10 protein-coding genes are annotated in these 15,145 nt (G+C 66.8%); 2 read left to right on the top strand and 8 right to left on the bottom strand.

Annotation, left to right across the window (positions count from 1 at the left end):
• Positions 1-28: 28 nt before the first annotated feature.
• From ASE10_RS14310 to ASE10_RS14270, 8 genes are all read right to left on the bottom strand, one after another.
• Positions 29-2,758, bottom strand: coding sequence for an EAL domain-containing protein (locus ASE10_RS14310; protein WP_235565767.1), 2,730 nt, complete (start codon positions 2,756-2,758; stop codon positions 29-31).
• 678 nt (positions 2,759-3,436) lie between these two features.
• Positions 3,437-4,420 carry a hypothetical protein gene (locus ASE10_RS14305; RefSeq protein WP_055900299.1) on the bottom strand — a complete coding sequence of 328 codons (984 nt, stop codon included), beginning with the start codon at positions 4,418-4,420 and terminating at the stop codon, positions 3,437-3,439.
• Between the two features lie 47 nt (positions 4,421-4,467).
• The gene (locus ASE10_RS14300; RefSeq protein WP_157481017.1) at positions 4,468-5,418 is read right to left on the bottom strand and encodes a hypothetical protein; all 951 of its coding nucleotides are present in this window, start codon (positions 5,416-5,418) and stop codon (positions 4,468-4,470) included.
• Positions 5,419-5,514: 96 nt separating this feature from the next.
• Positions 5,515-6,558 (bottom strand): hypothetical protein, encoded by a 1,044-nt coding sequence (locus ASE10_RS14295; protein WP_157481019.1) that lies wholly within the window; start codon positions 6,556-6,558, stop codon positions 5,515-5,517.
• Positions 6,559-6,677: 119 nt separating this feature from the next.
• Entirely contained in the window at positions 6,678-7,214 is a 537-nt protein-coding gene (locus ASE10_RS20300) for a hypothetical protein (RefSeq protein WP_156087875.1), read from the bottom strand.
• Positions 7,215-7,363: 149 nt separating this feature from the next.
• Complete coding sequence (locus ASE10_RS14280; protein ID WP_082586116.1) at positions 7,364-10,783, bottom strand: TonB-dependent receptor; 3,420 nt, start codon at positions 10,781-10,783, stop codon at positions 7,364-7,366.
• 328 nt (positions 10,784-11,111) lie between these two features.
• Complete coding sequence (locus ASE10_RS14275) at positions 11,112-12,191, bottom strand: FecR domain-containing protein (RefSeq protein WP_082559538.1); 1,080 nt, start codon at positions 12,189-12,191, stop codon at positions 11,112-11,114.
• 79 nt (positions 12,192-12,270) lie between these two features.
• Positions 12,271-12,840: a sigma-70 family RNA polymerase sigma factor gene (locus ASE10_RS14270; RefSeq protein ID WP_162250187.1), complete on the bottom strand. Its 570-nt coding sequence runs from the start codon at positions 12,838-12,840 to the stop codon at positions 12,271-12,273.
• 248 nt (positions 12,841-13,088) lie between these two features.
• Between ASE10_RS14270 and pepQ the strand changes: the two genes are divergently transcribed.
• Positions 13,089-14,417, top strand: coding sequence for a Xaa-Pro dipeptidase (pepQ, locus tag ASE10_RS14265; RefSeq protein ID WP_055900853.1), 1,329 nt, complete (start codon positions 13,089-13,091; stop codon positions 14,415-14,417).
• A gap of 13 nt (positions 14,418-14,430) precedes the next feature.
• A complete protein-coding gene (locus ASE10_RS14260; RefSeq protein WP_056305882.1) occupies positions 14,431-14,751 on the top strand; it encodes a low molecular weight protein tyrosine phosphatase family protein in 321 nt (106 codons plus the stop codon).
• The last annotated feature ends 394 nt before the right edge of the window (positions 14,752-15,145 follow it).

The raw sequence follows: 15,145 nt of genomic DNA, 5'->3' as shown, positions 1-15,145 counted from the left end.
GCGGTAATAAGCGCGCCATCGCCATCGATCAACGCCGATGGAACGGCACCGGCTCGGGCTGGTGCAAGGCGTAGCCCTGGGCGTAGTCGACGCCCATCGCCCCCAACTCCATCAGGATCTCGTCGCTGGTCACCCACTCGGCGATCACCTTGAGTCCGCGCTGGTGGCCGATGTCGGTCACCGCCTTGACGATGGCATGGCTCATCGGATCGGTGAGCAGATCGCGGATGAAGGCGCCGTCGATCTTGATGATGTCCACCGGCAGATTCTTGAGGTAGCCGAACGAGGACATGCCGGCGCCGAAATCGTCCAGCGCGAACCGGCAGCCGACCGCGCGCAGACGCTCGATGAAGCGCGCGACCTGGGCCAGGTTGCGTACCGCCACGGTCTCGGTGATCTCGAAGCAGACCCGCTGCGGCTCGACGGCGTGGCGCTTGAGCAGCTCCAGGATCAGGTCGGCCAGGGTCTCGTCCTCGATGCTGGCGCCGGAGAGGTTGATGGTCGCCGTGCGCAGCTGTTGGCCGGACGGATGCAGGCGGTCGAAGTTGGCCAATGCGGTCTCGATCACCCAGCGGTCGATCATCGGCATCAGGCCGTAGCGTTCGGCCGCGGGAATGAAGGCGCCGGGCACCACCAGCCGGCCCTCCTCGTCGCGGAAGCGCAGCAGCAGCTCCAGGTGCAGCCCGGGCTCGGCGTCCGCCGACAGCGGCCAGACCTCCTGGTACTTGAGCAGCAGCCGGCCCTCGTCGATCGCCCAGCGCAGGCGATTGGCCCATTCCATCTCGCTGCGCCGGCGCGCGGCGTTGTCGTCGTGCTCGGAATAGAAATGCACGCGATTGCGGCCGCCCTCCTTGGCCATGTAGCAAGCGGTATCGGCCTGCGACAGTAGATCCTTGAGGGTCACGTTGGCGCGGTCCAGCATCACCCCGCCGATGCTCGCGGTGACGGTGTAGGTGCGCTGCTCCCATACGAACACGTAGCCGTCGATGTGCTCGCGCAGGCGTTCGGCCACCAGCATCGCCCCGGCGAGGTCGTGGACTTCGGTGGCGAGCACGCCGAATTCGTCGCCGCCCAGGCGCGCGAGCACGTCGCCGCCGCGCAAGTGCACGCTCATCATCGTCGCCAGCTGGCTCAGTAGCTGATCGCCCGCGACGTGGCCGGAGGTATCGTTGATCAGCTTGAACTGGTCCAGGTCGATATACAGCAGCGCGCACGGCGGGCCGCCCGCGGCGACGGCGGCCAGCACGCGCTCGATCCTGCGCTCGAACTCGCGCCGGTTGTAGAGCTCGGTCAAGGTGTCGTGACTGGCCTGATACGTCAGCAATTCGGTGAGCTGGCGCTGCTCGGAAATATCGGAAGCGACCATCAGCAGCTTGGAACGGCCCTCCAGCACCACGCCGGTGATCGACACGTTGGCCCAGAAGCGGTCGCCGTTGACGCTGCGCAGCATGGCCTCGGCGTTGGCGCAGTCGACCAGGTCGGCCGCGCGCAGCTTGTCGCGCAGCAGTTCGTCCTCGAACAGCTCCGGCAGCGGCACTTCGTATATGGCCTCGCCCAGGCGCGCGCGCGAGGCCTGGTTGGCGTAGGTGATGCTGCCGTCGTCGCGGCGCGCCAGCAGCACCAGCGCCGGCAGCAGTTCGTTGAGGACACGGAAGCGCTCTTCGCTCTCGCGGTAGCGGCGGCTCATGCGCGAGCCCAGCTCCAGCGCCAGCCGGCGCGTGCGCGCGACCGACCACACCAGCGCCGCCAGCAGCACGCTCGCCAGCAAGCCGGGCAGCAGCACCCAGTTGTGCCCGCTCACGCCGTTCTTGACCGAATTCAGCGCGCGCATGCGCACCCGCCAGCGACGCCCCCCGTAGTCGATGTCGCGTTCGAACCTATATCCCGTGGCCGCGGTCGGGGCCGGGCCGGTCGCGAACAGCGAAATCGCCTTGTCCGGCGCGGTACCGTCGGTGACGTCGCTGACTTCGACCTGCAGCTGGCGACGCGCCTCCTCGCCCAGGCCGCCCTCGATCAGTTGCCCGGCGTGGAACGAGATCGCGATCGAGCCGCGCATGCGCGCGCGACGCTCCTCCTGCGTGGCCGGCGGCGGGCCGGCGGTGAATACCGGCAGACGCATGGTCACGCCGTCGCGACGCGAATCGGGGCCGCGCTGCTGAGCGAGCCGGAACGGCGCCGACAGCACCGCGCGGTCGCTGTCGCGCGAACTCAGCACGCCGACCAGATTGGTCGGCTGCAGGTTCACGTCCAGCCCGACCACGCGCTCGTTGCCGGCCAGCGGCGCGACCAGGTCGGTGATGTAGTGATCGCCGTCCACTCGCGGCGCGCGGCGCGAATAGGCCATCGCCTGCAGGCTGGGAAAGCGCTCGCGCGGCCGCACGTTGGCGTAGAGGTTGGCGAATTCGGCGGGCGTGACTTCGTCCGAGGTCAGGAACAGGGTCTGGACCGAGCGCAGCAGCAGTTCGCAGGCCTGCAGGCGATCGACCACCGAGTGATAGCCGCGCTCCGCGCTGCTCTCGAGCGCGGCGGTGCGATCGTCGACCACGCGCCGCTCCTGCGCGCCGCCCAGCCACAGGGTCAGGGCGACCCCGAAAGCCAGCGCGAGCAGGCTCAAGGCCCATGCCGGCACGCCCAGCGGCGCGATCCGGTCGGAAACGTCGGTCGGCGGATTGCCGGAACCGGCGAAGCCGCGCCCGCCGTCGACCGAGCCGCCCTGCGAGGACGAAGAGAATCCGTCGAAATCCCTGGACGTCCCCAAGAGACCCTCCATGATGTCCCGCGATCCAGCGATCCTACCCCGCCCACCTCGCCCAGCTTCAACATTGCGTTCACGAGGCCCGAGGCATGCCGGTCTCGAACGCCTGGTCACGGCCGGCGGGCCCGCGCTACCTAGGGCTCGAGCGTCGGGATCAGTCTACGCCGTCGTGGCGATCCGCAATCCGCGCAAGACCCTCCCTGTCCAAAGCCGCCTCAACCGCGCTGCGCGGTCTTCGGCGAATCGCGGAGCATGCGGCCGCCCACCTGCGCTTCTGGCCGTAGCCGGCGATCGCCTGCCTTGAGTGACGACGCGTCTACAAGTTCCCTACGGAATCCAGAGGATGCGAGCGGCCACTCGCCGCGATCCGCGCAGGCGCGACCGTGCCGGCGCGACTCGGTCGGGATCCGGCGCTCGCTGGCGGTCTGTCTCTCCAGACTCAGCCGATGCTGATACCGGTCTTTATAGCGATAGAAGCGGCAAGCCGCTGTCGGTGACGTCCGCTCGGTTTCCCTGAGCGATTTGAGCCGCCCTACGACCGGCTCGGCCAAAGGGCTCCGGGCCAGCTTGGCTGGCTGCCGCTAGGTACGCCGGCGTCGCTGCCTCAAGCTGGGTCCGCACCGACCCGTGCGACGCGCGTCACACGATCCCCCGTTCTCAGCCCACGCGTGCCGATCTGGCTCAACCCCCGAAAGGCGCGCAGGCATCCCAGCCCTGCGGTGTGCCGGCGGTCGAGGCGCCGTTGAAGTTCTCGCGCAGTGTCGTTTGCGCCCACTCGTCGGCTTCGGCGCGCTGCGCCGGACTCAGGTTCGCCGCGGCGAGCGCGAGCTGCCGGTCGATCTGGGCCGCCCGGAAGTTTTCCGCGCCGAGACGATAAAGCTTGAGATAACGATAGTGCCGGTCCACGTCGGTGCCCACCACGCCCGCCAGCAGGCTCTGCGAGCCCGGCTCGTAGGCGCTCTGCAGCAGATCGACGACCCGCCAGTCCCCGGCGGCCAGGCCGCTCTCGATCAACGCCGTCGCCTCGCGGCGGTACGCGCCGAGCGCAGCCGGTTGCTTGAGCAGGCTGCGCTGGTCGTACAGCGGCCCGCGGCTGAGATAGCAGGCGCGCGCGTCGGCGTCGCCGAGCCGGGCGGCCTGGGCCATGTTCGCGTTCAAGGTATCGAGAATCTCGTCGCCGACATCCGCGCACAAGGTCCGCCCTTCTTCCACTTCGCGCTGACGGATCTCGGCGGATTCGAGCAGGACCTGATAGGTCCGCAACTGCGCCGCGTTCAAATTCTCCGTCTTGTGCTCGGTGAGGTCGCCGGCATTGCGCATCGTCGACCATTCGGTGGCGCGCAAACGGCTGCAACGGTTGAGGTCGCGTAACAATCGCGCTGCCGCCCGGGCGTCGCCCGCGTTCGCCTGCGCCTGCAATTGCGCATACACCGTCTTCAGCGGCGTGCCCAGCGGCGGCATCGACGCGCCCCGGTCGAAGTCGAGACTCGCCTTGGCGACGATCGGCAGCTCGCTGCCGGGAGCCTGGCCGGCGGGATCCGCCGCGGTGGTCGCCGGCAGCGCCGTCGGATGCCCGCTCGATCCTTCCTTGCGGCCGAGCAGATAGGCGCCGAACAAGGCTGCCAGCACCAGGCAAGCCCACAGTAGGAAGCGATATTTGCTCATGCCCCAAGACCTGGATGGAGTCGCCTGCGTATCGCCGAAGAGAGGTTTCATTCGTAGGAGAACCCGCAAGGATCCCAGCCCTCGGGCGTTTCCTGCGCAGAGTAACCGCTGAAACTCTTCTGCAAGGTGGTCTGCGCCCAGACATCGGCGTCTATGCGCTGCGCAGGAGACAACGAGGCGGCCGCGGAGTCGAGCTGCTGATCCAGTCGGGCGCCATCGCGCGGCCCCATGCCGAGGCGGTATAGCTTGAGATAGCGGTAGTGCAGCGTAGGGTCCGAACCCAGCAGGCCGGAAAGCAGGCTGTCGGAGCCGACTCGGGACGCATGGCGGACGATGTCGACCACTTTCCAATCTCCTGCCTGCATACCGGAATCGATCAGGGCATGGACGCTGCGACGATAACCGTCGAGCAGCTCGGGCCGCGTCGCGAAACTGCGCGGATCGACATTCGGCCCCTGCTTGAGATAACAGGCGCGCGCATCGACGTCGCCGAGTTCGGCGGCACGCTTGAGGCTGGGCACCAGGCTGGCGAGCATTTCGGCGCTGGCTCCGTCGCACAGATCGTGGAAGCGCTTCATGACCGGCTTGCGCTCTTCGATCGCATCGAGCTGGATCTTGTAGTCGCGTAGCTGCTGCGCATCCATCTTTTCGGTCTTTTGCGCGAGCAGCTCGTCGGCGGTGCGCGTCAACATCCAATCCAGTGCTGGCAAGCGGCTGCAAAACCCGACATTTCGATACAGGCGGGTCGCAGCGACGGCATCGCCGGCCTCGGCTTGCGCCTGCAACTGCGCGAATGCGTCCTTCAACGGTGCGGCAGCCGAACCGGGCGATACCGAGACTTGAAGCGTCGTTGCGGAACCGGGGTTTCCACCGGCCACCGCAGGCGTCTCGGCTTGCGTCCCGGCCCGTACCGAATTGGTCTCCGCCGCGGCCTGACCGTCCCCAAAGCGTTCAAAGCAATACGCGCCGACGGCTACGGCCGTCGCAACCAGCGCCATCCACAGAACCCCTCGATTCATGCCTCGATAGTATCGCAAGGCGGTTCTCGCGAACCGCCTTGCGTAGGGTGTTGCATCGCGCGAATCGCCCGTCACTTATTGAACGCTGGACAGCACCGACGGCGTACCGGCGATGGCGGACTTGCCGCTCATGATGGCGGTGTTCTTGCCTGAGGCCGAGGGCAGGCCCACCTTCAGGTTCACCGCGCCCGAGACCAGCGTATCGAGCAGCTGGGTGATGATCGGCAAGCCCAAGGCGATGTTGCCGCAGCCCTTCGCCGCCGGCACCGCGAACGAGTTGTCGACCAGGGTGTTGTCGCTGATGTGGAGCACGCTGTAGCCGTTGTCCGGATCGGTCGTCTCGAAGTCGTAGCTGCCCGGGTTGCCCGAAATCGGCAGATTCGGCAGCGGCGGCTGGGTGGTGCCGGTTTGCAGCTTGATCGTGATCGGGTTCTGCGCCGAGCCGATATAGCAGCTGTTGCCCAGGAACGGGTTCTGCAGGCGCACGCGCACCTTCAGCGTCGCCGCGGTGGGGTCGCTACCGTCGTCCGGAGGAAACAGTGCATTGCCGAAGTTGGTCTGGATGGTGTCGACCGGCTCCATGGTCGCGGTCACGTCGTTGACCGTGCCGACGATGTTCCAGAACGCGACCCAAAGCGGGAGCGGCCACTCCGGCAAGGGGTTGGTGATGCCGAGCAGGCCGCCGGGCACTTTCGCCGCCGGAGCCGACAGCGTCGCCGCGCCCACCGCGTCGTAGAGCGGCGAGGGGCCGGTGTCGATCACACCGCCCTGCAACACGATCGGTTGGGTGATCGGCAAGGTGGTGGCGCCCATCGCGAGCGTGCCGGAAGTGGTGGTGTTGACCACGCAGGCGCCGACTTGCGGATTGTTGTACGGGCAGTACTTGAAGATCGCGTAGGGACCGGTGGGTACGGCCGCGGATGCGGCGGACGTGACGGCGATTCCGGCTAAGGCCGTGGCAAAAGCCACGGAAAGCGTCGTCTTGAACATGTTTAACTCCTGGATGGAATGGGAGAGCCGTTTCGACGATGGCCCGATGCGCCGCGAACCGGGGTCGGGTCGCGGCGCCGTCCATGCCGACGGCGGTGGGCCCATCCCGCGCCGCTTAAAGCGATCCATGCTTTGAGCGGTCCGTGCTCGTAGCGGCGGGGATGGCCCGTACCAAAACGCGGGTGCCGTCGGCGTCGTGGCCGTGCTTACGATCGATGCCTAGGGTCCGATCGCACGGATGTCCGCACTCAAGGCGTCAGCTGGATGGGCTTGCTGGCGGTCAGCGAGGGATTCGACTTGACCGTGCAGGTGCCGCCGCCGGTGACGGGCAGGCTGGTGACGGGGAACGAGAATCCGTTGCTGCCGCCGCCGTAGGGATGCGCGTTCGTCAGCGTGCCCGCGACGCTGCCGGTGCAGGTCTTGCCCAGGATCGTGATGCTGATTCCGCCGACCGTCGTGGACACCGAAGTACCGGAAGCGGTGCCCGACACCGACCAGTGCGGCGGGGTCGCGGCGCTGGAGGTGATGTTGTTGCAGGTCGAGCTGCCGGTGAAGGTGGCGGCCGAGACCACGGCCACGCCGCCCGTTACCGTGAGCGTGAAGTTGGCGGTGCACGGCGCCGGGATGCCGTTGACGGTAGCCGAGGTCGGGCCCGAGAGGACGACGGTTCCGTCGCCCCAGGTCGCGGTCCCGGCGTCATAGATTTCCCAACCGGCGAAAGCGGAAGATGAGCAGAACGCGCCTGCCGCAACACAGGCAGCGAGTATGGCTGACTTAAGCTTCATGGTATTCAACTCTCCTTGTACGAGTACGACCGGAATCGCCGGACGCTCGATGCGTCAGGCGGGTTTGCCACGATGGATCGGATGCCGTGGCGACACTTCCTGCCGGTTTGCGCTAGCGACGCCGGCAGGGATGGGAGGAAGGTCGGGCTTCAGAAGAAGCCCTTGCGCAGCGAGATGCCGATGATGCGAGGGTCCTGCGTGAACACGTTCGCGGTCAGGCCGCTGTCGTCGCTGTTGAGGAAGGTGCCGGTGATCGCCTTGCCGTCGAGCAGATTCTTGACGTAGAGCTGTACGGTCAGATCGGCTTCGGGCTTCTGCCAGGTCAGCGACAGGTTGACGTTGCCCCAGTCGTGCAGGCGGTCGATCTCGTCCTGGTAGATGCGCGCCCAGCTCGCGCCCTGGTAGTACAAGTCGGCACGCACGGTGAAATCGCCGTGCGCGGTGAAGAACGTGTACTGCGGGCTGAGGCTGGCGGTGATGTGCGGCGCATTCGGCAGCTCGTTGCCGCCGACGTTGGCCGCAAAGCCCTGGCCGCCGTTCGGCGCGTCGGTACGCGGGTCGTAGAAGAACCCGAACGCATCGCCCCAGGAGCCGCCCGGCGTGAATCCGCCCACCGCGACCGGATAATTGAGCGAACAGAAGCTGTTGAGGATGATGCCTGCATTGGAGGTGACGTCGCCGCCGGCGTAGATCAGGGCCATGACCTGCGCCACCTTGTCGCGCGGCGCGATGCAGTTCGAGGCTTGTTGCACCCACGGCCGCAACACGACCCAGTCGGGATTGCCCTGGGTGCGATTCATCACGTCGATCGAGTACTGGTTGTCGTCCAGGCGCGTGCGCAGGAACCCGACGTTGCCGCTGAGCTGGAACGACGGCGTCGGCCGCCACGCCAGTTCGATTTCCGCGCCCCAGGTCTTGGCGTCGAAGTTCTCGTTGAAGGTGGCGCGGTCCTGGATCTGCGAAACCTGATAGCCACGGTAGTCGTTGTAGAACACGGTGGCGTTCAGATTGAGCTTGCCGTCGGCCATTACGTTCTTCATGCCGAGCTCGAACGCGTTGACGAACTCCGCATCGAATCCGAGATCGCGCTGGGTGAAGCTGAGGAAATCGGGATCGGCGCCGATGGCCGGCGAGTTGGTGCCGCCGGCCTTGTAGCCGCGCGAGCCCGACAGGTACACCAGGGTGCTGTCGGTGAACGGCAGGTCGGGTTTCCAGTCCAGCACCAGGCGTCCGGTCGGCTCGTTCCAGGTCTGACGGACATCGGGCAGCGCCGGGTAGCCGCTGTTGACGAAGCCGGCGCCGACGAAGGAGTAGTACGGCGGGCCGGATTTGGTGGACGACAGCAGGGTCTGGCTCGGATACGGCGTGGTGATCTTGGTGTCGCGGGTCAGGCGCAGACCGGCGGTCAGCTTGACCGTATCGGACAGCTGCCAGTAGGCCTCGCCGAACAACGCGGCGGATTTGGTCTTGGCGACGTTGCGGCTGCGGAAATAGTTGTGCCCCTGGCCGTCGATGCTGTCGAGCGAGTTCGGGTCGATGTAGACGCAGGGGTAGCCGGACAAGCCATTGACGGTCGCGCCGCCGTTGCCCTGCGGGCAGTCGACCGGGGTATTGCCGGAACCCAGGCCGACGCCGGCGGTGTTGTTGAAGTTCCGCGCGATCGCGGTGAAGACGTTGTTGAAGACGTAGTAGCTTTCGTCGACCGAGTAGTACAGGTAGTTGGCGCCGATGCTGAAGTTGAACGGGCCTTCGGACATCGACTGCAGGCGGAACTCCTGCGACCACTGCTTGCTGTAGGAATCGACCAGGTCGACGCCCAGCATGCGATCCGAACATCCCAGCTGCGGGTCGCAAAGCACGCCCTTCGGCGCCAGCGGATAGGCCGGCGCCAGATCGCCGTTGGGCGTGATCTGCACCAGCGGATCGGTGTCGGTGAACACCGCATTGGACTGGAAGCGGTTGTAGTCCTGGGTCGAGTAGTACTTGTCGCGCGTGTACAGCGTCTGCGAGACGAACTTCAGTTTCTCGTTGATTTCGGTGTCGAAGTTGAACTGGACGACATCGTTCTTGGCCTGGAACCTGGGATCGTAGGTGGTCTCGATCTGGCGCAGGTCGGTCGACTGGGTGCGGCCCTCGTAGGGGTTCACGCCCGGCGGAATGAGGTAGATCGGGCCGACGAAGTTGCCGTCGGGATCGAGCGCCGAGGCCAGTGTGCCGGGAAAGGTGCCGCTCGCCAGCACCCACGGCAGGCTGCCGCCGTTGGGCAGGCCGAAGGCGCCGCGATCGTAGAGCGAACCGTCCGCGCAGCCCTGGCTCATGAAGTTGCGATCGAAGCTGTTCGGCGGAATGCCGTCGACGTCGGTAGCGCCGGGGTCGGTATGGCACAGCTGCTTGCCGGTGCGCGCACGCCTGTCGTCTTCGTCGAAATGCTCCCAGACCAGGCTCAGGTTGGTCGCGTCGCTGGGTTTGAACACCACCGAGGCGCGCGTCGACCACAGGCTGCGATCGTCGACATCCCTGCCGGTGGCGGTGTTCTCGATGTAGCCGCTGCGGTCGGTCCAGGCGCCGGCCATGCGGAACGCCAGCGCCTCGTTGATCGGCAGGTTGACCATGCCGCTGAACCGCTTGCTGTCGAAATTGCCGGCTTCGACCTTGAACCAGCTTTCGTAGGCGCTGGGGTCGGCCAGCTTCGGGATCATGTTGACCACGCCGGCGGTGGCGTTGCGGCCGTACAAGGTGCCTTGCGGCCCGCGCAGCACCTCGACCCGGTCCACGTCGAAGTATTCTTGTTCGAACAGACGGTTCCGGATCATCGGCGTGCTGTTGAAGCTGATCGCCACGGCCGGATCGGTGGTCACCGACAAGGCCTGCGTGCCGATGCCTCGGATCTGAAAGTTGTAGCTGGCGAAGTTGGTTTTGCTGAACGTGACGTTCGGCGTCGCCGTCACCAGATCGCCGCCGGTTTCGATCTTGCGGTCGCCCAGATCGTCGCCGCTGAACGCGCTGATCGCGATCGGCACATCCTGAATGCGCTCGACGCGCTTCTGCGCGGTGACCACGATGGTGTCGAGATTGGTCGCCGCCTGGGCCTTGGCCGTAGCGGTGGGATCGGGCGCCGTTTGCGGTTCTGCCTGGGAGTCCGCCGCCGGCTGCGTGTCAGCGGTCCCCTCTGCGTTTCCCGGTGGCACCGCGTCGGCAGGAGGCTTGGCGTCCTCCGACGCCGAATGTCCGCCCGCGCTGCCGTTGATGAGGATCGCGCCGGATGCGCTGGTCGAGTATTTGAGACCGGTACCTGCGAGCAGTTCGTCCAGCGCCTGTAAGGTCGGCTTCTCGCCGCGCACCGCGCGTCCGGTCTTGCCGACCGCGAGTTCGGGCGAATACAGCAACTGTTGGCCGCTCTGGCGCGCGTATTCCGACAAGGCGGCATCGAGCCGCTGCTGCGGGATATCGAACCTGGCGGTGATCGCATCGCCGCGGGCATAGGCGGTCAGATACGGCAGCAACGCCAGCAGCAGCACACAGGGTTTGAGCACGCGCCTCGACAGTCGCTTCTGGTCTTGCACTCGCATCGGTTCCCCTCCGGTGGCGGGCCCTCTTCGCGTGGCCTCGTGTTTGTAAGGACGCAGCGATTCGGAAAACCCGAACCCGTCCCGACGCAATCGCGATGCGGGCGGTGAAACCCGCCGATCGCCTCGGAATTGTTTTGCAGCGCAACAAAATCGCAGCTGCGTTCCGCGGCATCGCCTCGCCCGCGATCGCATCGGCGCGGGATCGGTACCGGCCGCGCCTGCGCCGGCGAGCGCCGCGACACCAATCGAACGCGAGGCCGCCGGGCACGACGCAACCCGACGCGGCGCATTGCTGCGCCACGTACGGGAGGATCGGAGGCAAGAGCCGTCAGCCGCGCTCGGGCGCGCGCGGCTTCAGCACGATCGCGTCGCTCTGGCTTACCGCGCGTTCGATCGGGAAGTAGGCGGTCACCGCGTCGACGAAGGTGTCGGTGTCGCCGGTATTGAACGCACCGCTGATCTTCAGCGCCGCCAGACGCGTATCGCCGAGCACGATCTGGTTGCGCGAGTAGCGGTTGATCTCGGCGACGGCGTCGGCGAGGCTCTCGTTCTCGAACACGACCTGGCCGTGCCGCCAGCTCACTTCCCGCCTTACGTCGGCCGCGCGCACCTGCGGCACGGCCGCCGCCAGCGCGACGAACTGCTGGCCCGGCTGCAGTTCCGCGGTCGGCGCGACGGCGATCGCGGTCGGCTGCGTGCGTTCGCGGGTCACGGTCACGCGGCCTTCGAGCAGGGTCACCTCGAACAGGCGTTCGGACATGTGGACCTCGAACTCGGTGCCCAGCGCGGTCACCTGGCGGCCGTCCGCGGTGACGACGAACGGCCGCGAGCGGTCCTTCGCCACCTTGAACAGGGCCTGCCCGCGCTCCAGCGTCACCGCGCGCATCCTGCCTTCGTAATGCACCGAGACCCGGCTATCGGTGTTCAGGGTGACCACCGAACCGTCGTCGAGTTTCACCTCCGAACGCTGGCCGATGCCGGTTTCGTGGACGTTGCCGGCGATCGCGTCCTGCATGTCCCGGACCATCCGGCCCGGCGCATCGGGCCGCAGGATCAGCAGACCGATCGCGGCGACGGCCACCAGCGAGGCGGCTATCGAGTAAGCGTAGATGCGCGGCGCGCACGAAGGCCTGGCGTTCGCGGCGCGCGCCAGGGTCTCGCGCCGCAGCTCCAGCATCTCCGGCGCATCGGCGACCGCGCGCGCCAAAGCGTGCGCGGCCTCCACCCGCCGGAATGCAGTGGCGTGCGCCTGCGAGCCAGCGCGCCAGGATTCGAAGGCTGCGCGCAGGGACGCGTCGGCGTCGGGGTCGGCATCGAGCAGGACTTCGCTCCAGCGCGCCGCCGCTTCGTCGATATCGTCCGGCAAGGGACCCGGTCCGCTCGCGATGGGCGTGGTTTTCCCGTTCATCCGACGCCCTCCCTCGACACGTCCGGCCCGACCGCACGGACGCAGGCGACCGGATCGCATCCGGCTTGCATGCCCCGGCTCATTCCGGCGTCTCCGAGTCCATCGCGCGGCCCAGTTGCGCCAGCGCTTTGGCCATATGCTTTTCGGCGGCCCGCACCGAAATGCCCAACATGTTGGCAATGTCCATATATTTCCGCTTCTCCATTGTGCGCAGCACGAACACGTCGCGCGTACGCTGCGGCAGCGCACGCAGGACGGCGACAGCCAGTTTCACCGCCTCCTCTCCCAGTAAGACGCGCTCCGGCGAGATTTCCGTAGCGGGCTGGTGAATTTCCTCGTCGAAGGACTCGTGCGCGTCCTGGTCGCGGACCTGGCGACGGCGGCCCCAGTCGCGCAGGGCGTTGGCGGCGATCTGGAAAACGTACTGTTTTACATGCTCGATCGGCCCGCCGCGCGCGCGCCGAACCAGGTGCAGGAACACCTCCTGGGTCAGGTCTTCGACTTCGGCCGGATCCTTGACTCGCTTGGAGAAGAATCCGCGCAACGGCGCGCGGTACTGCAGGGAGATGTTCTCCCATTGGCTGGCGCAATCCTCGCCATAGTCGGCGAGCGATGCCGGTTCGCGCGCTGACGGCGCCGGGTCTGCCATCGAGTCCCTCCCCATACGCGTTGGTATGCGCAGGCCGGCAGCATACTCCGTCGCGCCGGGGCTCGTTTGTGCGGGTGCGTGGCCGCCGCTACGGCATCGCGATCCGGCATTTTCCCCGGCGAAATCGCGGTTTTCACGAACGAGGCGAGATGCGGCGGCGCAACATTTGTCCGGCCTCTGGCTACGCAGCCGGCCTGCGGGAACGGACGGAATCCGTCAAAATCCCCGAACTCCCCCAGAGAACTTCCCTGATGTCCCACGATCCAGCGAGCCTGTACCCCGCCCACCTGGCCGAGCTTGAAGGTCGCGTTCACGAGGCACTGGAGCGCGCCGGTCTCGATCACCTGGTCGTGCCCAGCGGGACCTCGCATTACCAGTTCTTCGACGATCGCGACTATCCCTACGCCGTGAACCCGCAGTTCAAGGCCTGGCTGCCGCTGACCCGCAACCCGGGCAGCTGGCTGGTCGCGACGCCGGGACGCAAGCCCAAGCTCATCTACCTGCAACCGTTCGACTACTGGCATGTGGTGCCGCAGGCGCCCAGCGGCTACTGGGTCGATCACTTCGACATCGTGGTGATCCGCAAGCCCGAGGAAGCCCTCGCCCATCTGCCGTCCGACCCTGCGCGCTGCGCGATCCTCGGCGAGCCGCAGAGCGCGCTGGGCGCCTACGTGCCCAACAACCCGCAGCCGGCGATCGACTATCTCGAATTCCACCGCGCCTACAAGACCCCGTACGAAGTCCAGATGATGCGGGCCGCCACCCGCCGCGGCGTGCGCGCGCACCGCGCCGCCGAGGCCGCGTTCCGCAACGGCGGCAGCGAGTTCGACATCCACCTGGCCTACTGCGCTGCCGCGCGCCAGGAAGGCGCCGACCTGCCGTACAACAACATCGTCGCCCTGAACCAGAACGGCGCCGTGCTGCACTACACCGAGCTCGAGCGCGAGGCACCGGCGCAGCTGCGCAGCTTCCTGATCGACGCCGGCGCCAGCCACCACGGCTATGCCTGCGACATCACCCGCAGTTACGCCGCCGACGCCGGCAGCGAGTTCCAGGCCCTGATCGACGCAGTCGACGCGGCCCAGCTTAAGATGTGCGACCAGGTCCGCGCCGGCACCGACTACAAGCGCATCCACCTCGACGCCCATCTGGCCTTGTCCGGCATCCTCAAGGACTTCGGCGTGATCAAGCTCTCGCCAGAGTCGGCGCTGGAAACCGGCGTCAGCAACGTGTTCTTCCCGCACGGCATCGGCCACGGCATCGGCCTGCAGGTCCACGACGTCGCCGGCTTCGCCGCCTCCGACCGCGGCGGCACCATCGCCAAGCCAGAGGGCCAGCCCTACCTGCGCCTGACCCGCGAACTGGGCGTCGGCATGGCGGTGACGATCGAACCGGGCGTCTACTTCATCGACCTGCTGCTCGATGGCCTCAAGCAGGGCCCTCACGCCGATGCGGTGGACTGGAACCGGATCGAGCAATTCCGCCCCTACGGCGGCATCCGCATCGAGGACGACGTGGTCTGCACCGACGGCGCGCCGATCAACCTGACCCGCGACGGTTTCGCGGAAGCGGCCTGAACCGCGCGATGCGATGAAGCGGATCTTGTTCGTCTGCGGCCAGAACCGGCTGCGCAGCCCGACCGCCGAGCATTTGTTCGGCGGCCGGGCCGACCTCGAGGTCGCCTCGGCCGGGCTCAAGCACGACGCGGAGCAGCCGCTGGGTGCCGACCTGGTCGAATGGGCGGAGCTGATCTTCGTGATGGAGAAGGCGCAGCGCATCAAGCTGCAACAGCGGTTTCGTGTGCAGCTCAAGGGCAAGCGCGTGGTATGCCTGGATATACCGGACGAGTACGACTACATGGAACCGGCGCTGGTGGAGCTGCTGGAGGCTAGGGTGCCGCGGCATTTGTGAGGCAAGCGAGCGCTGGGACGTATGCACCTAAGCGTGATTGGGCGCTGAAGCCACTGGATCCTGCCTTCGCGGAGATGACGGCAAAAAACCAAAGCAGTTGCGGTTGCCATGGCTGTTACAACCGCAGCTTCGGTTGCCGTTGCCGTTGCCGTTGCATTGAAATCCAACGCCCCGCACTCGCCCAACCCTCAGACCCGAAGGGCGGCGCGCAGGACGCGCGCCGTTTTTCGAGGAACAGGATGTTCCTTCGAAAAATCCCCGCGCCACCTCCGATCTCGCACGGGAGGGTTGTCTAGGCAAGCCCTTCTCTTTGGTTACTTTCTCTTGGGCTAGCAAGAGAAAGTGACCCGCATGCGCAGCGGGCGGAAGCCGTTGACTTGAGAATCGAAACCTT

It is taken from the genome of Lysobacter sp. Root76 (assembly GCF_001428685.1).
In the GTDB taxonomy this organism is placed as follows: Bacteria; Pseudomonadota; Gammaproteobacteria; order Xanthomonadales; family Xanthomonadaceae; genus Lysobacter.
Note: the sequence above shows the minus strand (reverse complement) of the source record. Positions and strands in the feature narration are given on the sequence as shown.

Bases quoted from the DNA above. Each gene is read 5' to 3' on its own strand.
- ASE10_RS14305 (WP_055900299.1), bottom strand. From the start codon at position 4,420: ATGAGCAAATATCGCTTCCTACTGTGGGCTTGCCTGGTGCTGGCAGCC.
- ASE10_RS14300 (WP_157481017.1), bottom strand. From the start codon at position 5,418: ATGGCGCTGGTTGCGACGGCCGTAGCCGTCGGCGCGTATTGCTTTGAA.
- ASE10_RS14295 (WP_157481019.1), bottom strand. From the start codon at position 6,558: ATGGATCGCTTTAAGCGGCGCGGGATGGGCCCACCGCCGTCGGCATGG.
- ASE10_RS20300 (WP_156087875.1), bottom strand. From the start codon at position 7,214: ATGAAGCTTAAGTCAGCCATACTCGCTGCCTGTGTTGCGGCAGGCGCG.
- ASE10_RS14280 (WP_082586116.1), bottom strand. From the start codon at position 10,783: ATGCGAGTGCAAGACCAGAAGCGACTGTCGAGGCGCGTGCTCAAACCC.
- ASE10_RS14275 (WP_082559538.1), bottom strand. From the start codon at position 12,191: ATGAACGGGAAAACCACGCCCATCGCGAGCGGACCGGGTCCCTTGCCG.
- ASE10_RS14270 (WP_162250187.1), bottom strand. From the start codon at position 12,840: ATGGCAGACCCGGCGCCGTCAGCGCGCGAACCGGCATCGCTCGCCGAC.
- ASE10_RS14260 (WP_056305882.1), top strand. From the start codon at position 14,431: ATGAAGCGGATCTTGTTCGTCTGCGGCCAGAACCGGCTGCGCAGCCCG.